The organism is Bifidobacterium anseris, assembly GCF_002860345.1.
GTDB classification, from domain to species: domain Bacteria; phylum Actinomycetota; class Actinomycetes; order Actinomycetales; family Bifidobacteriaceae; genus Bifidobacterium; species Bifidobacterium anseris.
In genome coordinates, this window is the sequence record NZ_NMYC01000001.1 from 587,762 (window position 1) to 608,897 (window position 21,136).

Here is a 21,136-nt window from a genome sequence, read left to right on the forward strand (position 1 = left end):
CGAACAAGCATAGCATGCCGGGATGCATCCGCAGGCCCTATTCACGCAACGTTTGCTTCCTTGCCACGCAACGTGCCCTCGATGCCACGCGGCGTGTCCGGTGCATGGCCGTGCACGACGGGCGCATACGCGAAAGCGGGCAGACGGACCCGAAGGTCAGTCTGCCCGCTTTTGGTTGCCGTGACGCCGTTCAGGAGGACGACGTCATGTCAGCGTCCGACGCTCAGTGCGAGCGGCGCTCGCGGTTCACCACGAGCAGCACCGCGGCCGCGATGATTGCGACCACCGCGACGACGATGACGATGGCGACCGAGGAACCGGTCGAAGCCATGTCGCTCACCGTGCCGGCGGCGTTCGTGGAGCCCGTGTCCACATGGTCGTTCGCGCCCGGCTGTCCCGGCTTGCCCGTGTTGCCCGGATTGCCCGGCTGGTCCGGGTTGTCCGGGTTGTCCGGGTTGTCCGGCTCGACCGGGTCGACGAGCGCCGACTCGGGGCCGAGCACGAGCGCGCTGTTGGCCGGCACGACGACCGAGTCGCCGTCATGCACGGCGATCTTCGCGCCGGCGACCGACGCGTCGACGCCCTGCACGGCCTCGTCGGCCTGCGCCGCGGCCTCGGGGGCGTGGCGGTAGGTGCGGCCGTTCGAGACGAGCACGCCGTAGTCGCCGGAGGTGACTCCCGGCAGCGCGACCGCGTCGGCGTTGTTGTTGAGCGCGACGACGTAGGTGCCGCTGTCGTCGGAGATCTCGTAGGCCACGACGCCATCGGCGGACTTGAGGACCTTCGAGTTCCTGCCGATCGCGTCGTAGTCGCCGATGCGGAACGCGGCGGTCTTTTTGCGCAGCGCGATGAGGTCGGCCACATACTGGGCGTTGTCGCCGTAGGCGGCGTCGTTCATGCGGTCCCAGTCGAGCGCGTTCTTCGTGGCGGCGTTCTTGTAGCTGTTGCCATCGCCGTCCTTCGAACGCAGGAACTCCTGGCCCAGCTGGATCTCGGAGATGCCGTTGGCGAGGAAGATCGACGAGTTCGCGAGCTTCGAGGCGGCCACCTTCTGCGCGACCTGACCCTCGTCGAGTCCGTCGTCGGTCTTGGCGCCGAACATCGAGACATTGAGCTTGTCGTTGAGCGTCAGGTTGTCGTGGATTTCGACGTAGTTGACGATCTGGTTCGCGTTGTCGTACTTGACGTTGGCGTTGCCGTTCGTGCAGTACGCACCGTCGAACTCCTCGCCGTTGCGGCAGCCGAGCATGTTGTTGAGGATCAGCTGCTCGGTGTTCGCCTTGCCGGTCGCGAAGCCGGTGTCCTCGTCGGAGAACACGGAGCCCTTGAGCCCGTCGCGGATCGAGTCGTTGAAGAACGCGACCGTCGAGTTGTGGGTGTCGAGCTCGTAGGCGTTCGGCTGGATCGACATGAGGGACTTGTCCATCGTCGTATTCATGTCCCAGCCCTCGCCGACGATGACGATCGACGGGTCGATCGCGTCGAGCGCGGCGCGCACGGCCTTCATCGTGTCGAGGTCGTGCAGGCCCATGAGGTCGAAGCGGAAGCCGTCCATGTTGTATTCCTTCGCCCAGTAGGTGACGGAATCGACGATGTACTTGCGCATCATCGCACGTTCGGACGCCGTGTCGTTGCCGCAGCCGGAGTTGGAGACGAGCGAGCCGTTCTGGTAGCGGAAGTAGTATCCCGGCACCGTCAGGTTGAACGGGTTCGTGTTGACGTCGCCGACGTGGTTGTAGACGACGTCCATGATCACGCGAAGGCCGTTCTTATGCAGCCCGTTGACCATCTCCTTGGCTTCGACGATGCGCGCCTTCGGATCGGCGGCGTTCGACGAGTAGGAGCCTTCCGGAACGTTGTAGTTCTCCGGATCGTAGCCCCAGTTGTAGTTGTTGTCGTCGGTCGGCTTCGTCTCGTCGACGCTCAGGTAGTCGTACATCGGCTGGATCTGCACATGCGTGACGCCGAGTTCCTTGAGGTAGTCGACGCCGGTCGCCTTGCCCTCGGAGTTCTTCGTGCCGTTCTCGATCATGCCGAGGTACTTGCCGCGGTTGGCTTCCGAGACGCCGGAGTTGGCGTTGCTCGAGAAGTCGTGCACATGGGTCTCGGCGATGACCGCGTCCGTGTTCTTCGAGAACGGGGCCATGCGGTCGGAGCCTTCAACCGTCGTCTGCTCGTCAGACAGGACGACGGAGCGGCGGCCGTTGACGACCGATGCGCGCGCGTACGGATCCGGCGAGTCGTTCTTCGTGCCGTCGGCGAAGGAGACGCGGTAGACGTAGGCGGTGCCCGGCGCGACCGTCTCGGTCGCGGACCACACGCCCTTGGCGCCGCGCTTCATCGCGACCGTCTTGTCCTCGGGCGCGTCGGCGGTGTCGGAGGCCTTGAACGTGACGAGCTCGACCTTCGCCGCGGTCGGCGCCCACAACTTGAACGTGGAGCCGGCGTCGTTATAGGTCGCGCCGAGATCGTCGCCGTCGTAGGCGTATTCCTTGTCGAATGCGTCGGTGCGCACGACGGATCCGGCGACGGCGTCGGCGGAGCCGAAGCCTTCGATCGTCACCGTGTACTTCGCGGTCAGGTCGAGGTCGTCCTTGAGCGTGACCGTGACGACGGTGCCGTCGGTCTTCACGTCGGCGATCGCGAGCTTGTTGCCGTCGGCGTCGGTCACCTTGACGTCCGACGCCTTGACGTCGGCCGGCTTCGTGAGCTTCGCGTCGATCGCGTTGTTCTGCGCGATCTCGGCCGTGGAGATGCGGGCGCCGAGCGCCGGACGCGCCGTGTAGACGGTCGGGTCGTCCTGCATGAGCCACACTTCGGCCTTCGCGGTGCCGTCTGCGGAGAAGACGAGCGCGTCGGCGCTCATCTTGATGTCGCCGTCGGAGCCGTCCTTCTTCTTCCACTCGTCGACGCCGTAGCGGCGCAGCAGGCCGAAGTCGGAGTCACCGTTCGAAGCCTGGTAGGTGTAGTTGGAGAAGGAGGCCGTGGCCAGCTCGCCCCAGTCGTCATGGCTCGTGAACTTCGCGGCGAAGCCGTTGCTGTTCGAGTTCCACATCCACAGATCCCACTGCGGGACCTTCGTGTCGGCGTCGGCGGCGTCGAAGTACAGGCCGTCGTTGCGCATGTAGTGGACGGTCACGTCGACCTTGTCCGCCTTGCACTTGTAGTCGGCGGGAGCCTCGGTGAGCGTCGCGTTTGCGTCGCCGGTGCCGTCGACCCACACCTCGACGGTGCCGGTCTTGCTCACGGTGACGCTGCGGTCGCCGCCGAACTTGTTCCAGTCCTCGGTCGTGATGATGAAGCCGAGGTCCTCGAACTTGCCGTCGAAGGTGAGGTCCGCGACCTTGCCGTAGCAATCCTCGCCGGTGAACGGATGGTTCACGGCCGTCATGTCGGCACCGGCGGTGTCCTTGCCCCAGACGTAGACGCCGCGGTTCGCGGTGGCCTCATCGGCCGCCGGCTTGTAGTGCACGACGAGACGGGTCTGCGCGCCGATCGCCTCCGGGTTGCCCACGCTGAGCGCGCCGTTCTCGACGCCGACCTGCGTGATGCCCTTGGCGATCAGGTAGTTGGAGCCGTTGTTGCTGTCCCAGTCGCTACCGCCGTCGTTGAAGCAGATCTGGTGCTCCTCGCCCTTGGTGTCGATCGTCTTCTTGTAGTAGCCCTGCGCGTCCGGTCCTTCCATCTCCTCGCCGGGGGCGGCCGTCCAGTCGCTGCCGGCGCCGTGGTGCACGAAGACCTTGTCCCACTTCTTGGTCGGCTTGTACCAGACGGTCGTCGTCTGGTCGTCCGGCTTGACGGTGGTGTCCGGGATCACGACGTCCGGGGTGCTCGGATCGACGGCCACGTCGGAGGCCGGGTGCGTCGCCTTCGTGGCGCCGCCGTAGATCGCGACGGCCTGCATCGCCGGCACCGTCGTCTTGACCTTGCCGCCGGAGACGGTGACCGTCTTCGAGCAGTCCTGCACGGCGTAGACGTCGCAGTACTCGCCGTCGGGCATCGAGGTCGCGTATTCGGCCTCCTTGTCCTCGGTCGAGTTGTTGATCGCGACGAAGCCCTTGTCACCGCGCGAGAACGCGATGTTGTTGGCGCCGTCGTCCTGCCAATCGGAGACCGACGTGCCGTCGACGTAGTTGTGGAAGGCGATCATGCCGCGCGTCGTCGTCCAACGCTGCTGGCAGTTCCAGTCGCCGTCCTTCGTCGAGCACGCCTGGTCGAAGTCGACGTCCGGCACCGAGGTCTCGGTCGCGCCAGGGGCGCCGGCGGCGTTGTCGTCGTACTTGTAGTCGGAGAGCAGACGTGGCGTGCCGTAGTCATAGGCGAGCATGAATGCGTTCGCGAGCGCGTACATCGAATCGTTCTTGTACGTGATCGCACCGTCGTTGCGAGCGGTGTCCCAGTTCGTCACGAAGACGTTCGCGTCCTTGGACGCAATCGCGTTCGGATTCGACGACAGGTCGCCGATGCGCGCCGAGAGGTCCTTGAGTTCGGCGATCTTGCCCTTGAACTTCGCGTTGAGGTCCGACTTGTAGTCGAACTGCGTCACGGTGCCGGTCTCCAGGTAATTGCGCGGCTGGATGCCGGGCGCTTCGCTCGCATTGCCGATGACTTCCTGGATCCAGTAGATGTCGTTGGCGTTCTTGCCAACCTTCGTGGCCATCTGGTCCTTGATGGCCTTCATGTCCTCGTTGTTGATGTGCTTGACCGCGTCCATGCGGAAGCCCTGCACGCCCATCTTGTAGAGCTTGGCGAGGTAGTCGGACTGGATGTCCTGCACCTTGGCCGACGACGTGTCGAAGTCCCACATCGAGTTCAGGCGGCCTTCCTGCACCTCCTGCTGGTTCTTGTAATCGGAGACGCTTGCGCCGTTGTTGTAGTCATGGAAGTCGGCGGCGGTCACACCTTGCGGATATTGGCCGTTTTCGCCGGTGAAGCCCGGATAGTCGCCGGTCAAGCCGTTGTACTTTGTGCCCGCCACACCGGTCTGCTCGCCTGCAGCGACATCCAAACCGGTCGTCTGGTTGAGCACGACGTCGGCGATGATGCCGACGCCCGCCGCGTCGCAGGTCTCGATCATGTCCTGGAACTCGGCTTCGGTGCCGAGCTTCGAATCGAGCCTGTAGCTGACCGGCTGGTAGCTCGTCCACCACTGCGTGCCCTGGATCGATTCCTGCGGCGGCGAGACCTCGACGTATTTGACGCCCTGCGGCCCGTAGGTGTTCGTGCACTCCTTCGCGATCGACTTCCAGGTCTGCTGGAACGCGATGACCTGCACGTCGGTCGCCGCGGGAAGCGCCGTGCTTCCCGTGTCGGCAGGGGCGGCGTTGGCCGCCATCGGCACCGTGAGCAGCGCACCCGAGCAGGCCATGGCGAAGGCCACGCCCATCCCGGTCGTGCGGCGCATCGCAGTGCGGAACTGCTGATTCACCATATGTTGTCATTCCCTTTTTCTCTGACCGGCCAGGTCCGCCGGCGGCATCGCGATGCCGGCCGTCTCGCCCATCCGGTTTGCCAATGTATGCAGACCCGCTTGCATATCATGCAAGGATTTCCGGGGCATTCGCCAACGAATGGTGCATACGTTTGCAGCGAAATCATCCCTCATAATACCTCAGCTGTGAGCAAAAATCCACCGGAACGCGCGTGCGTGGACGATGCACGTCCCCCTTTTCCCTCCCCCACCACCTTGCTGGGGCCTCTTCAGCCATCGTCGCCCCATGCGGCAGCCAACCCGGAGTCACTTCGGAAACCGCCGATGGCATCCGTATCTGTGGGACGACGAAAAACGTCCGGGTCCCGCAATCCTCTTGGATTATTGCGGGACCCCGACGTCGTCCGCCGCGATATACGCGTACTTCAGGAAATGCACTCCGGCTTCGAACGCGCTCAGCCCTTCGTCAGTTCGGCGACGGCCTCGAGCGCGAGCTTGTAGCCGAGGAAGCCGAGGCCGGTGATCGTGCCGGTGGCCACCGGGCTGATCACCGAACGCTTGCGAAACTCGTCGCGCGCCGCCGGGTTCGAGATATGCACCTCGATGAGCGGCATGTCCGCGTCGAGCACCATGTGCGCCGCGTCGGCGAGCGCATACGAGTAATGCGTGAACGCCGCCGGGTTCATGACGACCGCCTTGAGCTGCTCGGCGGCCTCGTGCATCCACTGCACCATCTGCGCCTCGTCGTCGGTCTGCCGCACGTCCACGTCGAGTCCGAGCCCTTCGCCCCACTGCGTGCACAGCCTGCGCAGCTGCTCGAGGTCCTGCCTGCCGTACACGTCCGGCTGGCGCACCCCGAGGCGACCGAGGTTCGGCCCGTTGACGACGATCACCTTGACCGGCTCATTTTCGGCCATATCCACTCCATTCCTTGGAAAACGTTGTCAGCCCCATGATAGTGCGCGACGATGCCGGGCGTCGTGCGCGTTACGCCTGCTGGCGCACCCGTTCGAAGGCCTTGCGCACCGCCTGAGGGTCGGGGTCGTCGAGGTGGAATGGCCTGCCGATCTCCTCGAGGCCGACGAAGCGCAGCGTGTTGCCGCGCGCCTTCTTGTCGCGGTGCATGAGCGCGAGCACCTCGTCGAAATCTGCGCCGTTCCACGAGGTCGGCAGCCCCAGACGCTCGAGCAGGTCGTAGGTGTATTCGACGGTCGGCCGGTCGAGGTGCCCGGTCAGGTTGGACAGTTCGGCCGCGTAGACCATGCCCACAGCGACCGCGTTGCCGTGCCGCCAGCGGAAATGCTCAAGCTGTTCGATCGCATGGCCGAAGGTGTGCCCGTAGTTGAGGAACTCGCGCAGGCCGGCCTCCTTGAGGTCGGCGGACACATGGTGGGCCTTGACGCGCACCGTGCGTTCGATGAGCTCGGCGACGACCGGCTTGAGCGGCGAGTCGAGGAAGGTCTCGCCGTCGAAGGCGCGCAGTTCGTCGGCGTGGTCCTCGAGGATCGTGAGGATCTCGGGGTCGCGGATGAAGCCGGATTTGGCTACCTCGCCGAGTCCTTCAATGAAGATGTCGTTCGGCAGCGACGTGAGCGTGCGCAGATCGGCGAGCACGCCGGCAGGCGTGTAGAACGAGCCGACGAGGTTCTTGCCCTGCGGCGTGTTGACGCCGGTCTTGCCGCCGGTGGACGCGTCGACCATCGCGAGCAGCGACGTCGGGCAGTTCACGTAGCGCACGCCGCGCATCCACGTGGCCGCGACGAAGCCGGCGAGATCGGTGCAGGCGCCGCCGCCGAGACCGACGATCGCGTCGGAGCGCGTGAAGCCCTCGTTGCCGAGCCGCTGCCAGATGCCGTCGGCGACCTGGACGGTCTTGCCGGCCTCGGCATCCGGGATCATGATGTCACTCACCTGATAGCCGGCCTTGCGCAGGATCGCGCGCGCACGGTCGGAGTGCCGCTGCACCGACTGCGTGTGGATGAGCGCGACGCGCACCGGCCTCTCGCCGAGCACGTCGGGCAGATGGTTGAGCGCTCCCTCGCCGATTCTCACGTCGTAGGGTTCGATGCCCGCGCCGTCCACATGGACGATGCCTTCGTTCGTCATGTCGATCATCTTCCTTGCCGCTGCCTTGGGCGTCATGCCGTGCGTGCGCACGATTACGTTCGCCACCTTCCTGTAGATCGGGTCGCGCTTCTCGTAGAGCGCCATCCAGCGCGCGTCGGCGTCGCCGTCGAGCATCGGGCGTCCGCCTCCCCTGCGCGCGCGTTCCATCGCCTCCGCCGGATCGGCGAGCAGATAGATGACGCGTCCGCCGTGCGCGGCGTAGTCATGCAGCGCCTCGCGCACCGCCGGCGTCATCGGCGCGCCGCCGCCGAGCGCGTAGATGCCGTCGAAGGAGACGAGCGTATCAGCGACGACGCGCCGTTCGACGTCGCGGAACGCCGCCTCGCCGTGTCGGGCGAAGTACTTCGGGATCGACATGCCGATCTCGTCCTCAATCTGCTGGTCCGCGTCCTCGAAGCCGATGCCGAGCATCTGCGACATCTCCTTGCCCAGACGTGTCTTGCCGGCGCCCATCATGCCGACGATGACGGCGGCCGGGCGCCTGCGCGCGCCGGCGCCGTGTCTGCTGTGCCTTGCCATGGCCGTCCCTCCGCGCGCTCAGCGCATGTGCTCGGGCCAGGAGGCGAGGTACGACTCGATGTTGCGGCGCGTCTCGTCGACGCTGTCGCCGCCGAACTTCTCGAGCAAATACTTGGCGAGCGTGAGCCTGACCATCGCCTCGGCGACGACGGCCGCCGCCGGCACCGCCGTGCTGTCGGAACGCTGGTTGATCGCCTGCGCCGCCTCGCCGGTCGTCACGTCGACGGTGCGCAGCGCCTTGGGGATCGACGGGATCGGCTTCATCGCGGCGCGCACACGGATCGGCTGCCCGTTGGACATGCCGCCTTCGATGCCACCGGCGCGGTTCGTCAGCCGTTCGATGCGGCCGTCGGCGCCGGCGACCATCTCGTCGTGCGCCTGCGAGCCCGGGCGCATCGCCTCGAGGAAGCCGTCGCCGATCTCGACGCCCTTGATCGCCTGGATGCCCATGAGCGCCGAGGCGAGCGCCGCGTCGAGCCTGCGGTCGGATTCCACATAGGTGCCGACGCCGGCGGGCATGCCGTAGGCGATCACCTCGATGACGCCGCCGAGCGTGTCCGCGTTCGCCTTCGCCTCGTCGATGCGGGCGACCATGCGCGCCTCGGCCGTCTTGTCGAGTGTGCGCACCGGGGACGCATCGAGCATGTCGACGTCGTCGGGCGTCGGCAGCGGCATCGTCGTCGGATCGTCGACGCCGACACCACCGATCGAGACGACGTGGCTGACGGTGCGCACGCCGGCCACCTGTTCGAGCAACTGGCGCGCCACCTCACCGAGCGCGACGCGCGACGCCGTCTCGCGCGCGCTCGAGCGTTCGAGCACCGGACGGGCGTCGTCGAAGCCGTACTTGCGCATGCCGGTCAGGTCGGCGTGGCCCGGACGCGGACGGCTCAGCGGCGCGTTGCGGCCTTCGCGCGCGAGCTCGTGGTCGAGCGGGTCGGCGCTCATGACCTCGGTCCATTTCGGCCATTCGGTGTTGCCGATCTCGATCGCGATCGGCGAGCCGAGCGTGCTGCCGAAGCGCACGCCGGTGAGCATGCGCACCTGGTCCTGCTCGAACTTCATGCGCGCGCCGCGGCCGTAGCCGAGACGGCGCCGGGCGAGCGCCCCCCGGATGTCGTCCAACGCGATTTTCACTCCTGCGGGGACGCCCTCGATCATCGCGACGAGCGCCTCGCCGTGGGATTCACCGGCGGTCTGCCAACGCAACATGCCAACTCCTTTGGTCCGTGGGAAAACTGTGACTATCTTAACGGTATGCCGTACCTTTGCTGCCTTCCGGGACTGCTTTGTGGAATCGCGGCGTGCGTGACCGACCTCAGGCGGCGCACGGTCCCGCGGCGGCTGATCATGACCGGGATCGCGATCCAGCTGCTCGCATGCGTGCTACTGGCGTGGCTCGGCGCCGATCCGGCCGCGCCGCTGCGCGCGTGCGCCGGTCTTCTGTGCGGCGCGGGGATCCAGCTCGCGTTCGCCCTCGTGCGTCCTGGCTCGCTCGGCTTCGGCGACGTCACGGCGAGCGCGCTCGTCGGCTGCGCCGTCGGCGTGTTCGGCCCAGCCGCCTTCGTGCTGTGGTGGCTCGGGATGGCCGCGCTTGGCATGCCGTGGCTCGCGGCGTGGTCCCGGTATACGAAACGGCGCCCCGGCATCGATGTCAGGGCGCCATTCGTGCCGGTGATTGTCGCGGCGGGGCTGTTCGCCGTGCTTGCGACGCTCGTCTGAGGTTCGGACGCAAGCGTTCGGGCGCGGGCGCGCACCCGAACCGGTCAGTTCGCGTGCTCGTTGTTGGCCTTGTACTCCTGCACGTATTGCTCGAACTGGTCATAGTTGGACGTGAACTTCGTCTCGCCGGTCTTCAGGTCGGTCGTCACGAAGTACAGCCAGTCGCCGTCCTCGGGGTGCATCGCCGCCTGGATCGCGTCGTCGCCGGGGTTGGAGATCGGCGTCGGAGGCAGCCCCTTGTTCACGCGCGTGTTGAAGGGGTTCGAGCCGTCGTTGAGCTGCTCGTTCGTCAGCTCGGTGCCTTTGATCTTGAATCCGTAGGCGACCGTCGAGTCCATGCCGAGCGGCATGTCGTCCTTGAGCCTGTTCTCGATGACGCGGCTGACCTTGCCGTAGTACTCCTGCGAGTTGACCTCGGCCTCGACGATCGACGCGATGATCAGGATGCGTTCGCGCTGGTCGCCTTCGGGTACGCCGAGCTCGTTGAGCTTCTCGATCCTCGCCTGCACCATCTGCTGCAGGATCGAGGCAGGTGTCGGATTCTCGCCGATGTTGTACACGCCGGGTTCGAGCCAGCCCTCGAGCTCGCCCTTCGCACAGGCGGGCAGGATCTGGCCGGTCTTCGTGGCGTCGGACGCGTAGTCCTCGAATTCCTTGAGCTCGATGCCGGAGGATTCGGCGGCCGTCTTGAGCACGTCGTCGAGGCGTTCGCCCTGACGCACCTCGACGAAGCCCTTCGCGTTGCCCTCGTCGGAGAGGATCTTCGCGGCGGCCGACGCCTTCATGTGGCGTTTGAGCTCGTAGGTGCCCGGATACAGCGTGTAGGAGTTGCTTGCGACGACGGACGTGAACGCGTCGACCGATTTGATGACGTCCGCGCGCTGCAGGCCTTCGGCGATCTCGGCGACGCCCTGTCCGGACTCGACGGTGAAGGCGACGTCGCCCTCCCCCGGCCCTGGGTAGTCGTCGACGACCGCCGTGTCGGCGAGCGTGCTGCGACGCCACTGCTTGACCTTGCCGACGGCGAAGACGCCGACGCCGATGCACAGCGCGACGACGATGATCGATGCGATGACGACGATGAACCGCTTGCGGCGCTTGCGCTTGCGGTGCCGGCGCATATCGCGGCGCGAATGCGGCGGCTTCGGCGGCCGTGGCGTCTCGTCGCCCCCGGCGGCGGGATGGTCGGCTCCGGTGCCGTCATCCCATGCGTCGTCGCTGAAAAAATCGTGCAAATCCTCAGGCACTCTCACTCCTCTGAACCGTGCGCGTCGGCGCGACGTCCGTCCAACGCCGTCTGCAGGATCGTCACCGCCGCCTGCTGGTCCACGACGGCGCGGTGCCGACGGGTGCCCAGCTGCGCGGCGGACAGCAGACGATGCGCGTCGACCGTCGTCAGGCGTTCATCCACGAGCATAATATCAGGCATCCAGTCGATGCCGGACAGTTCGTCTTCCATTTCGGCCGCGAGCCGCCTGTCGAGCGACTTCGCCCACCGGCGCGCCTTCTTCGCGCTCGCACCCTCGGTGCCGTCCATCTGCAACGGCAGGCCGACGACGACGCGTTCGACGTGCTCGTCCTCGATGACGTTGAGGACGTCATCGAATGCCTGAAAATAGTCACCGTGCACGGTGACGTTGCCCGCAGGGTGCGCGAAGGTCAGCTCCGGGTCGGACAGCGCGAGTCCGACCCGGGCATTTCCTAGATCGATGCCTAACCAGACCATGTGGCGAAGGCTCAGCCCTTGCGCGCGTCCTTGATGAGCGCCGCAACGGCGTCGTCGACCTTCGACGCGTCAGAGCCGCCGCCCTGGGCGAAGTCCGGCTTGCCGCCGCCACCGCCGCCGAGGATCTTCGATGCGCCGCGCACGAGGTCGCCGGCCTTGATGCCTTCCTTGCGGGCCGCCTCGTTCGTCGCGACGGCGACCATCGGCTTATCGTCCTCGTTGACGCCGGCGAGCGCCACGACGACCGGGCGGTCGTCGCCCAGACGGTTGCGGATGTCCATGACGGTCTTGCGCAGCACGTCGAAGGAACCGAAGTGGCCGACGTTCTTCGCCGCCACGACTATCGGCGCATTGGAGCCCTTCGCATCCTCGACGATCTGCGGGACGGACGCGGCGAGCTGTGCCTCGTACATCGCCGCCAGACGGCGGTCGGAGTCCTTGAGCTTGGCGAGCAGCGTGTTGACGCGTTCGGCGAGCTCGTCGGGGCGCGCGTTGAGCGTGTCGGACAGCTGCGAGACGAGCGCGTGCTCGCGGGCGTTGAAGTCGTAGGCGCCCTGACCGACGAGCGCGTCGACGCGGCGCACGCCGGAGCCGACGGAGGCTTCGGACATGATGTTGACCAGGCCGATCTTGCCGGCGAAGTCGACGTGCGTGCCGCCGCACAGCTCACGGCTCCAGCCGTCGTCGCCGATTGTGACGACGCGCACGACATCGCCGTACTTCTCGCCGAACAGATGCATCGCGCCGAGCGCGATCGCATCGTCGAACTTCATCTCCTGCGTCGAAACGTGCAGGTTGTCGCGCACGCGGTCGTTGACGCGCGCCTCGACAGCGCTCATCAGCTCCTTTGTCGGCGCCTTCGGCCACTGGAAGTCGAAGCGCAGACGGTTCGGGGCGTCCTCGGAACCGCGCTGCGTCGCCTGCGGGCCAAGCTCCTCGCGCAGCGCCTTGTGCACGATGTGCGTCGCGGTGTGCGAACGGGCGATCGCGCCACGGCGTTCAATGTCGATCTCGGCGGTCACTTCGGCGCCGACAACAAGCGTGCCCTCGACAAGGCGGCACTGGTGCACAATGAGGTCCTTGATCGGCTTCTGCACGTCGTCGACCTCGAGCACGGCGCCGTCGTCGGAGACGATGTCGCCCTGGTCGGCGAGCTGTCCGCCGGCCTCGGCGTAGAACGGCGTGCGGTCGAGGATGACCTCGACGGTCGCCGGCGCGGAGACGGCCGGCACGGCGCCGACGCCCTCCATCATGATGCCGAGGACACGGCTGCGCGATGTCATGTCGGTGTAGCCGAGGAACTCGATCGGCGCCTCGAGCTTGTTCTTGAAGTCGTCGTATTCGCTCAGGTCCACGTTGTGGCGCTTCTTGAGCGCGTCCTGACGGGCGCGGGACTTCTGCTCGTTCATGAGCTCGCGGAACTTCTCCTCGTCCACCTTGACGCCCTGCTCGGCCGCCATCTCGAGTGTGAGTTCGATCGGGAAGCCGTAGGTGTCGTGCAGCGTGAACGCGGCGTCGCCGGAGACAACCGGCTGCGCGTCGTCCTTGCCGGCCTGCGCCTTCGCCTTGTTCACGGCCATGTCGAAGATCTCGATGCCGTTCGTCAGCGTGCGGCGGAACGCGTCCTCCTCGCCGTAGGCGGCCTCGGAGACGTCGTGGAAGGTGTTCGCGAGCTCCGGATAGTTCGGCTCCATCGCGGCCTCGGAGACCGGCAGCAGCTCGGGCATGACCGGCGTCGTGACACCGAGCACGCGCATCGCCTCGATCGTGCGGCGCAGCAGGCGGCGCAGCACGTAGCCGCGGCCGGCGTTGCTCGGACGCACGCCGTCGCTCATGATCATCAGGGCGGAGCGCACATGGTCGGCGACGACGCGCATCTTGACGTCAGCGTCCTTGTCCTCGCCGTACTTGATGCCCGAAAGCTTCTCGGCGGCCTCGATGACCGGGAAGACCTCGTCGGTCTCGTAGATGTTCTGCTTGCCCTGCAGCAGGTAGGCGAGACGTTCGAGGCCGGCGCCGGTGTCGATGTTCTTGTGCTTGAGCTCGCCGGCGATGTGCAGTTCGGTCTTCGACTTGACGTTGTCGACCATGTAGTTCTCGAAGACGAGGTCCCAGATCTCGATGTAGCGGTTCTCGTCGGCGATCGGGCCGCCCTCCTTGCCGTATTCGGGGCCGCGGTCTACGTAGATCTCGGAGCACGGGCCGCCGGGGCCGGGGCCGCCGGTCGTCCAGAAGTTGTCCTCCATGCCCAGGATCTGGATGTGCTCAGGGTCGACGCCCTCGTTCTTCCAGATCGCGCGCGCCTCGTCGTCGTCGGTGAAGGTGGTGAACCACAGCTTCTCGACGTCGAATCCGTAGCCGCCCTGCTCGACCGGGGTCGTCAGCAGCTCGTAGGCGTAGTGAATCGCCTCCTCCTTGAAGTAGTCGCCGAAGGAGAAGTTACCGAGCATCTGGAAGAAGGTGCCGTGGCGCGTCGTCTTGCCGACCTCGTCGATGTCGAGCGTGCGCACGCACTTCTGGTTGCTGGCCATGCGGTGGCTCGGCGGCGTCTGCTCGCCCATCAGGTACGGGATGAACGGCACCATGCCGGCGATCGTGAAGAGCGTCGTCGGGTTCGGCGAGATGAGCGAGGCGGATGGCACGATGAGGTGGTCCTGCTTCTTGAAGTAGTTGAGATATCGCTGGGCGATCTCCGCGGTGCGCATTGCTTGCGGCTCCTTACGTACTTGGATGTCCATGGATGGATGAAAGCGATGGATGATATGAAAAACTTGAAAGACTACAGACTACAACGAACGGCCGGCATCGGCAATGCCAACGCCAACGCGAGCGATGGGCCGCGCACGTGCGCATGTCCGTGTGCAAAACCCATGCGGGTGTCGTATGCAGCGTGCGGCCGGGCGTCCCTACGAAAGGCGGTCCATGTAGCGGCTGTTGAGCTCCGCCTCGCGGGCGCGGCGCACGTCGGTGAACTCGGTGATGAGTCCCTGCAGCGTGCGCATGCCGACGTGTTCCTGATCAGGTCCGAGCAGGAACTGACGCGCCTTGTCGGGGGTGTTGGCCTTCACGTAGGCGTTGGCCTTGCTGACGGCGATGACGCCGGCGATCATGCCGAGCGCGATCCACAGTAGACGTTTGCGCATGGGTCACTCCCCTTTGGTTGCGGTGGCGGTCTTGGCGTCCTGCGCCGGCTGCTGGCCCTTGTTCATGAACGAGCGCGCCGTGGTCCTCAACGCGTAGAAGGTCGAGGCGAGCTTGATGATCGGCTTGCCGAGGAAGGATCCGTACAGGTTCGTCAGCGCGCCGATGTTGTTGGCGGTGCTCGAGGCGGCCGACGAGATCTCGTTGACGTCGGCGAGCGACTTGTTGACCTGCTGCACCGTCGTCACGCCCTCGTCGAGCGCGGGCAGCGCGTGGTCGCCGGTCTCCTTGACGGTGTCGGCGAGCTGGTCGAACAGCTTGCCGAGGCGGATCAGCGGATAGATCAGGAATCCGGCAAGCACAGCGAAGGCTATCGCCGCGATCAGACCAGCAATTTCTCCAGCACCCATGTTCTCGTGCACCTCTTTCCTGTTACGACGTGCATGTCACGACGCGTTGTTCCTACCCGCATCAGGGTACCCAATCGCCCAGACGGGGTGATCAGCGCCGGTTGTAGGAGATGACGGCGAGCGCCGAGGCGAAGTCGGCGTCCGTGTCCAGATCGAATTCGCTGACCGATCCGTTCGCCGGCCGCTCGCTCAGGTCATAGCCCTCCGGCGCGAAGCGCTGCATGAGGCTCAGCAGCGTGTTGCCATGGGAGATCTGCAGGATGTGGTCGCCGTCTTCAAGGTGCGGGTTCGCGGCGATGAGCGCGTAGCCGCCGGCGATGCGCCGCCAGTATTCGTCGTCCGATTCGGCGTCGTGGAAGGGGTCGGCCTCCTTGAGGAAGTCGCGGGTCGCGGCGACGCCGTAGCGTTCGACGATCGCGTTGTAGGTGGGCGCCCCGTGCGGACCGCCGGCGGCGAGCCACGCCATGTCCATGTCCTGTCCCTCGTAGTAGCCGTAGCATTGTTCGCGGAAATGCATGTCGCTGATCAGCGTCGGACGCGTGTGCCCGTGGGCCGTGTTGACATCGAGGATGCGTTCGGCGGTGACCTGCGCGCGAGTCGTATCCGAGCAGTAGGCGGCGGCGAAGTCGACGTCGGCGAGCAGCTGACCGGCATGCGTCGCGTCGTCGAGCCCCGCGTCGGTCAGCGGCGAGTTCGACCATCCCTGCAGGCGGTTGTATCGGTTGAAGAGGGTCTGTCCGTGGCGGACGAGATGCAGATGAAGGATCATGGTTACCGATTATCGCACTTGGCTGCCATAATCGGCTCATGCGTGATTTTCTTATTCGCTGGGCGATCCTGACGATCGCCGCGGGCGTCATGGTCGTGCTGCTGCCCGGCATGCACGTCGTCGGACATCCCCCGATCCTCGGCGTCGCCGCGTTCTCGTTGTTCATGGCACTGCTCAACGCATCGATCAAGCCGGTCGTGCAGATGCTTGCACTGCCGTTCTCGATCCTGACCTTCGGGCTGCTCGCCCTCGTCATCAACTGGCTGTTCATGGAGCTCGCCTCGTGGCTCGCGATCAGCCTGTTCGACGTCGGCGTGACGATCGACGGCTTCCTGTGGGCGGTGCTCGGCTCGCTGATCATGTCGATCGTCAGCGGCATCGTCAGCGCCGCGTTCTCCTCCTGACGCCGTCCACTCCCCTGTTGCGACAACACGCAAGGCCCCGCGATCTGCATCGCGGGGCCTTGCGCTGTATGTCCTTATACTGTATCGATTTACAGTACGTGAATCCAGATCAGCGGGCGTAGAATTCGACCACGTACTGGATGTTGACCTGCACCGGGATCTCCTCCGCCTCGGGCTTGCGGGTCAGCGTCGCCTTGAGCTGGGCGAGGTTGACGTCCAGATAGCCGGGGACCGGCGGCAGCACGTCGCGGTGCGTGCCTTCGGCGGCGATCTGGAACGGGACCATCGTCTGGCTCTTCGGCTTGACCTGGATGGTCTGGCCCGGCTTGACGCGGTAGGACGGGCGGTCGACGATGTTGCCGTCGACGAGGATGTGGCGGTGCACCACGAACTGGCGGGCCTGCGCGGTCGTACGGGCGATGCCGGCACGCAGCACGAGGGCGTCGAGACGGGTCTCGAGATCGGTCAGCATCGCGTTGCCGGTCTGGCCCGCGGTGTGCGTGCCCTTCTCGTAGGCGGCGCGCAGCTGCTTCTCGGAGATGCCGTACTGGGCGCGCAGACGCTGCTTCTCGCGCAGACGGACCGCGTAATCGGATTCGGCGCGGCGACGGGTGCGGCCATGCTCACCAGGGGCATACGGACGCTTTTCGAAGATGCGCTGAGCCTTCGGGGTCAGTGCGATGCCGAGGGCGCGCGAGAGGCGCACCTGACGGCGGGAACGCTGAACGTTCGTCATTGGTTTGTATCCTTCTTTGTTCTGTCGTTGTCTGAACGGAACACGGCGTGGGTCCCACGCCATGCGAGCCAGCCTCTCCAGCGCTTCGCCGTGCAAGCACGAACGATCCCGTGCGGGACCGCCGATCCGCTGATGGGCCAAGGCTCCAGACGATGCCATCCCACTCGAGACGGCACCAATCGACGATTGTACACCTCAGCCATGGACGAACGACGCGCGCCGCCCCGCCGCGCCTCAGAGCTTCTCGATCGGCGCGACGCGCAGCATGAGCCGCTTGACGCCGGCGGAGCCGAAGTCGACGGTGATGATCGAGTTGCGGCCCTTGTCTTGCGTTTCAAGCACGGTGCCCAGACCGAAGCTGTCGTGCGACACCTTGTCGCCGACGCGGAAGTCGTTGATGTCGAGACGGTTGTCCTTATCGAGCGACGACGCCGGCTTCGGCGACGTCCTGCGCGTCGTCACCTTCCCCGAACGCGACGATGACGAATGGGAGGATGCCGCCGAACCGAAGCGCAACGAACGCGACGACGGCGACGAGCTCACGCCGTAGCTGAAGTGTGCGCCGCCCGACGTGGACGACGAGGACGACGAGGATCGCTCGCGCGCGGCCGAGCCGAAGCGCGGCGCGGCGTCATCGGAGGAACGCACGCGCGACGACGAGCCATACGAGGATGACGAGCCGTAGGAGGAACCATAGGACGATGAGCCGTAGGAGGAACGGCCATACGAGGACGAACCTCCATAGGACGAACCGCCATAGGACGGTTCGGTGAAATCGTCGTCCCAGCCGCCGAACTCGTCGAGACCCTCTTCCCAGTCGTCGCGGCCGCGCGAGCCGCCGGCGGCATGCCCCCAGCCGGAGCGCATGCGTTCGACGCCGGCCTCGCGGCGCTTCCAGTCGATGAGGCCGTCAGGAATCTCGTCGAGGAACTGGCTCGGCATCATCTCGCTCGCCCTGCCCCACTGCGCACGCACGGCGGCGCGCGTGAGATACAGGCGACGCTTGGCACGCGTGATGCCGACGTACGAGAGACGCCGTTCCTCGCTCAGCTCGCTCGTGTCCTCCATCGCGCGCGAGTGCGGGAACGTGCCCTGCTCCATGCCGGTAAGGAAGACGACCGGGTATTCGAGTCCCTTCGCCGTGTGCAGCGTCATCAGCGTGACCTTGCCGCTGTCCTCGGCCTCGTCGGGCAGCTGGTCGGAGTCGGCGACGAGCGCCGTCGTCTCAAGGAAGCCGGCGAGCGTGGCATCGGGCGTGTTCTGCTCGTATTCGGCGGCCACCGACTGCAGCTGCGACAGGTTCTCGACGCGTGACTGGTCCTGCGGGTCGGTCGACTTGCGCAGCTCCTCAAGCAGGCCGCTTTGCGCAAGCACCTCGGCGACGACCTGCGAGGGCTGCCGGTCGTGCTCGGCGGCGAAGGCGCGCAGCTGCGTCATCATCGCGGCGAAACGCCTGAGCGGGTTGAGCGTGCGCGTCGTCATCCCCTCGATCCGTTCGGCCTGTTCGACGCCCTGCCAGAAGGTCAGCCCACGCTCGTCCGCCCAAGCCGTGACCATCGATTCTGCGCGTGCGCCGAGGCCGCGTTTGGGCACGTTGAGGATGCGGCGCATGTTGATGCCGTCCGCCGGGTTGACGATCGCCTGCAGATACGCGAGCGCGTCCTTGACCTCACGGCGTTCGTAGAACTTCGTGCCGCCGATAAGCTGGTAGGGCACATGCGCCTGGATGAGCCCCTCCTCGAGCGAGCGCGACTGCGCGTTCGCCCGGTACATGATGGCGATGTCGGAGTAGCGCAGCCCCTCCTCCTGATGCAGCCGGCGGATCTCGTGGGCGATCCAGTGCGCCTCGAGCTGCGCGGTGTCGGCGGCATAGCCGGTGATCGGCGCGCCCTTACCGGCGGCCGTCCACAGTTTCTTCGGCTTGCGTCCCTCGTTGTGCGCAATGACGGCGTTCGCGGCGTCGAGGATCGTCTGCGTGGAGCGGTAGTTCTGCTCGAGCATGATTGTGCGCGCGTCCGGGAAGTCCTGTTCGAAGTCCTGGATGTTGCTGATGTCGGCGCCGCGGAACGCGTAGATCGACTGGTCGGAGTCGCCGACGACGGTGATCCACGCCGGTCCCTGACGGCCGACCCCGGGCGCGTCGGGCGCGGGACGCTCGCCGGAGTCGACGCCGGCGAGCTCGCGTACAAGCACGTACTGCGCGTGGTTCGTGTCCTGGTATTCGTCGACGAGGATGTAGCGGAACTTGCGATGGTAGTATTCGGCGACGTCCGGCTGCGTGCGCAGCAGTTCGACGGTGCGCGCGATGAGGTCGTCGAAGTCGACGGCGTTCGCGAGTGCGAGCCGGTGCTGGTATTCGGCGTAGACGATCGCGTAGATCTCCTCGACGTTGCCGACCCGTCCGATGCGGAAGCCGCGCGTGCCGGGACGGAAGTCGGGCGCGTACTGGGCGAGTGTTTCACGCACGCCGGTGAGGTTGTTCTTGTAGTCGGAGATGCGCGCGAGGATCTGGCGCGGCGTGTAGCGCTTGATGTCGATGTTGAAGTCGGTGGCGATGAGTTTGACGAGGCGTTCGCAGTCGGCGGTGTCGTAGATCGTGAACCCGGATTTCAGGCCGATCCGTTCTCCGTCGCGACGCAGGATGCGCACGCATGCGGAGTGGAACGTGGAGACCCACATGCGCTGCGCGACCGGACCGATGAGCGCCGACAGGCGTTCGCGCATCTCGGCGGCGGCCTTGTTCGTGAACGTGATCGCGAGAATCTGGCTCGGCCATGCGCCGAACTGGGTGAGGATCCATGCGATGCGGCGCGTCAGCACGCGCGTCTTGCCGGATCCGGCGCCCGCGCCGATGAGCAGCGCGGGACCCCGGAACTGCACGGCCTGTGCCTGCTGCTCGTTGAGGTCGCCGACGAGTTCCTGCGGCGAGCGGACGATGACTTCCGGATCGTTGTGCACTGTCGTGTCCTTTCGTTGCCTGCGTTCGCATGTGTTCGCCATGCCCGCCCCGGAGGCCGCGCGTCTGCGTCCCGGGCGACGCCCCTACGGATGGGTGGTTTCCGTTACGGTCGGCATCGGTCGTGCGCATCACACACGGCGCTTCACCCACTCGTTACGGGTGGCACTTGGCGAAAACCGGCTTTCATTTTTAGCACACGCTTTGGTCAGTCGCCGTGCCGGCGCCGCACGCCTCGGCAAGGACCACGCGCCTCCCGTAACAGCGCACTTCCCATACAAGGTGAGGGGACGCATACATAAGAGATTAGAGACATAGATATAGAAGATCGAACTACCCGTAAGCGTGCGCTACCCGTAAGCGTGCGCTACCCGTAGCGCAGGCGTCCTCGTCATTTGCACGGCGTAAGCTGAATCGCCATCACCAGCCGACGTTTGCGCCGCCGTGTCCGATCGGCGCGGCGCGCACGAACGTACTCACAGACACACCGGATGAAAGGGCGGACGTACAAATGAAGGAACTTGAGGAGCGCATCGCGCGAGAGGGAACGGTCAAGCCGGGCAACGTGCTCAAGGTGGACGCGTTCCTCAACCACCAGTGCGACGTCGCGCTGTTCAACGCGATGGGCGCCGCGTGGGCCAAGCATTTCGCCGGCAAGACGATCACGAAGATCCTGACGATCGAGGCGTCCGGCATCGGCATCGCCTGCATCGCCGCGCAGCATTTCGGCGACGTGCCGGTCGTGTTCGCGAAGAAGGCGCAGTCGATCAACCTCGACGGCGACCAGTACGTGACGCGTGTCTTCTCGTTCACGAAGCAGAAGGAGTTCCCAGTCATCGTCTCGAAGAAGTTCCTCAACGCGGGCGACCACATCCTCATCATCGACGACTTCCTCGCGAACGGGCAGGCGCTCGCCGGCCTCATCGAGCTGTGCGAGGACGCCGGCGCGACCGTCGAAGGCATCGGCATCGCGATCGAGAAGGGTTTTCAGGGCGGCGGCGACGGCCTGCGCGCCGAGGGCTACGACCTCGATTCGCTCGCGATCATCGACGCGATGGACGCCGAGACCGGTTCGGTCACCTTCCGCGCCTGACATCCGTTTTCACCCACGGCGAACACATAGGTGTCGTGCCGCCGCGCCTTCGCGCACACAGTCGCGCCGATCGTGCGGTTGTTTCCTTCCCGTAACGAGACG

General features: G+C 65.8%; 15 protein-coding genes. 3 read left to right on the plus strand and 12 right to left on the minus strand.

Annotated features, from left to right (window positions below; all coding sequences use genetic code 11):
* Positions 1–223: 223 nt before the first annotated feature.
* From pulA to aroC, 4 genes are all read right to left on the minus strand, one after another.
* Positions 224–5,431 carry a type I pullulanase gene (gene pulA, locus CGZ88_RS02510; RefSeq protein ID WP_101670996.1) on the minus strand — a complete coding sequence of 1,736 codons (5,208 nt, stop codon included), beginning with the start codon at positions 5,429–5,431 and terminating at the stop codon, positions 224–226.
* Between the two features lie 455 nt (positions 5,432–5,886).
* Entirely contained in the window at positions 5,887–6,348 is a 462-nt protein-coding gene (gene aroQ, locus CGZ88_RS02515) for a type II 3-dehydroquinate dehydratase (protein ID WP_026644284.1), read from the minus strand.
* A gap of 70 nt (positions 6,349–6,418) precedes the next feature.
* Positions 6,419–8,077, minus strand: coding sequence for a bifunctional shikimate kinase/3-dehydroquinate synthase (locus CGZ88_RS02520; RefSeq protein ID WP_051198213.1), 1,659 nt, complete (start codon positions 8,075–8,077; stop codon positions 6,419–6,421).
* 18 nt (positions 8,078–8,095) lie between these two features.
* A complete protein-coding gene (gene aroC / locus CGZ88_RS02525; protein WP_101670997.1) occupies positions 8,096–9,289 on the minus strand; it encodes a chorismate synthase in 1,194 nt (397 codons plus the stop codon).
* Between the two features lie 45 nt (positions 9,290–9,334).
* Between aroC and CGZ88_RS02530 the strand changes: the two genes are divergently transcribed.
* Positions 9,335–9,799 (plus strand): prepilin peptidase, encoded by a 465-nt coding sequence (locus tag CGZ88_RS02530; protein ID WP_026644287.1) that lies wholly within the window; start codon positions 9,335–9,337, stop codon positions 9,797–9,799.
* 44 nt (positions 9,800–9,843) lie between these two features.
* On the opposite strand, the gene mltG is transcribed toward CGZ88_RS02530, so the two are convergent.
* The 6 genes from mltG to CGZ88_RS02560 all read right to left on the minus strand — a co-directional run bounded on the left by mltG (position 9,844) and on the right by CGZ88_RS02560 (position 15,845).
* Complete coding sequence (gene mltG / locus CGZ88_RS02535; protein WP_026644288.1) at positions 9,844–11,046, minus strand: endolytic transglycosylase MltG; 1,203 nt, start codon at positions 11,044–11,046, stop codon at positions 9,844–9,846.
* Between the two features lie 2 nt (positions 11,047–11,048).
* On the minus strand, positions 11,049–11,525 hold the full coding sequence (gene ruvX, locus CGZ88_RS02540; RefSeq protein ID WP_026644289.1) for a Holliday junction resolvase RuvX: 477 nt from the start codon (positions 11,523–11,525) through the stop codon (positions 11,049–11,051).
* Positions 11,526–11,536: 11 nt separating this feature from the next.
* The gene (gene alaS, locus CGZ88_RS02545; protein WP_101670998.1) at positions 11,537–14,230 is read right to left on the minus strand and encodes an alanine--tRNA ligase; all 2,694 of its coding nucleotides are present in this window, start codon (positions 14,228–14,230) and stop codon (positions 11,537–11,539) included.
* A gap of 201 nt (positions 14,231–14,431) precedes the next feature.
* Positions 14,432–14,668: a hypothetical protein gene (locus CGZ88_RS02550; RefSeq protein WP_026644291.1), complete on the minus strand. Its 237-nt coding sequence runs from the start codon at positions 14,666–14,668 to the stop codon at positions 14,432–14,434.
* A 3-nt stretch (positions 14,669–14,671) separates the two neighbouring features.
* A complete protein-coding gene (locus CGZ88_RS02555; protein WP_026644292.1) occupies positions 14,672–15,076 on the minus strand; it encodes a DUF948 domain-containing protein in 405 nt (134 codons plus the stop codon).
* 91 nt (positions 15,077–15,167) lie between these two features.
* Complete coding sequence (locus tag CGZ88_RS02560; protein ID WP_101670999.1) at positions 15,168–15,845, minus strand: histidine phosphatase family protein; 678 nt, start codon at positions 15,843–15,845, stop codon at positions 15,168–15,170.
* Positions 15,846–15,883: 38 nt separating this feature from the next.
* Here CGZ88_RS02560 and CGZ88_RS02565 point away from each other — a divergent pair, with 38 nt between their 5' ends.
* Positions 15,884–16,249 carry a phage holin family protein gene (locus CGZ88_RS02565; RefSeq protein WP_026644294.1) on the plus strand — a complete coding sequence of 122 codons (366 nt, stop codon included), beginning with the start codon at positions 15,884–15,886 and terminating at the stop codon, positions 16,247–16,249.
* 109 nt (positions 16,250–16,358) lie between these two features.
* On the opposite strand, the gene rpsD is transcribed toward CGZ88_RS02565, so the two are convergent.
* The gene (rpsD, locus tag CGZ88_RS02570) at positions 16,359–16,985 is read right to left on the minus strand and encodes a 30S ribosomal protein S4 (protein ID WP_024541410.1); all 627 of its coding nucleotides are present in this window, start codon (positions 16,983–16,985) and stop codon (positions 16,359–16,361) included.
* 234 nt (positions 16,986–17,219) lie between these two features.
* A complete protein-coding gene (locus CGZ88_RS02575; RefSeq protein WP_101671000.1) occupies positions 17,220–19,943 on the minus strand; it encodes a UvrD-helicase domain-containing protein in 2,724 nt (907 codons plus the stop codon).
* Between the two features lie 509 nt (positions 19,944–20,452).
* Here CGZ88_RS02575 and CGZ88_RS02580 point away from each other — a divergent pair.
* A complete protein-coding gene (locus CGZ88_RS02580; RefSeq protein ID WP_026644296.1) occupies positions 20,453–21,034 on the plus strand; it encodes a xanthine phosphoribosyltransferase in 582 nt (193 codons plus the stop codon).
* Positions 21,035–21,136 lie beyond the last annotated feature (102 nt).

What these genes read in the sequence shown, in the direction of transcription:
- alaS (WP_101670998.1), bottom strand. Translation starts at nt 14,230, where the DNA reads ATGCGCACCGCGGAGATCGCCCAGCGATATCTCAACTACTTCAAGAAG.
- pulA (WP_101670996.1), bottom strand. Translation starts at nt 5,431, where the DNA reads ATGGTGAATCAGCAGTTCCGCACTGCGATGCGCCGCACGACCGGGATG.
- aroC (WP_101670997.1), bottom strand. Translation starts at nt 9,289, where the DNA reads ATGTTGCGTTGGCAGACCGCCGGTGAATCCCACGGCGAGGCGCTCGTC.
- CGZ88_RS02560 (WP_101670999.1), bottom strand. Translation starts at nt 15,845, where the DNA reads ATGATCCTTCATCTGCATCTCGTCCGCCACGGACAGACCCTCTTCAAC.
- aroQ (WP_026644284.1), bottom strand. Translation starts at nt 6,348, where the DNA reads ATGGCCGAAAATGAGCCGGTCAAGGTGATCGTCGTCAACGGGCCGAAC.
- CGZ88_RS02520 (WP_051198213.1), bottom strand. Translation starts at nt 8,077, where the DNA reads ATGGCAAGGCACAGCAGACACGGCGCCGGCGCGCGCAGGCGCCCGGCC.
- CGZ88_RS02555 (WP_026644292.1), bottom strand. Translation starts at nt 15,076, where the DNA reads ATGGGTGCTGGAGAAATTGCTGGTCTGATCGCGGCGATAGCCTTCGCT.
- ruvX (WP_026644289.1), bottom strand. Translation starts at nt 11,525, where the DNA reads ATGGTCTGGTTAGGCATCGATCTAGGAAATGCCCGGGTCGGACTCGCG.
- CGZ88_RS02530 (WP_026644287.1), top strand. Translation starts at nt 9,335, where the DNA reads ATGCCGTACCTTTGCTGCCTTCCGGGACTGCTTTGTGGAATCGCGGCG.
- CGZ88_RS02580 (WP_026644296.1), top strand. Translation starts at nt 20,453, where the DNA reads ATGAAGGAACTTGAGGAGCGCATCGCGCGAGAGGGAACGGTCAAGCCG.
- CGZ88_RS02565 (WP_026644294.1), top strand. Translation starts at nt 15,884, where the DNA reads ATGCGTGATTTTCTTATTCGCTGGGCGATCCTGACGATCGCCGCGGGC.
- CGZ88_RS02550 (WP_026644291.1), bottom strand. Translation starts at nt 14,668, where the DNA reads ATGCGCAAACGTCTACTGTGGATCGCGCTCGGCATGATCGCCGGCGTC.
- rpsD (WP_024541410.1), bottom strand. Translation starts at nt 16,985, where the DNA reads ATGACGAACGTTCAGCGTTCCCGCCGTCAGGTGCGCCTCTCGCGCGCC.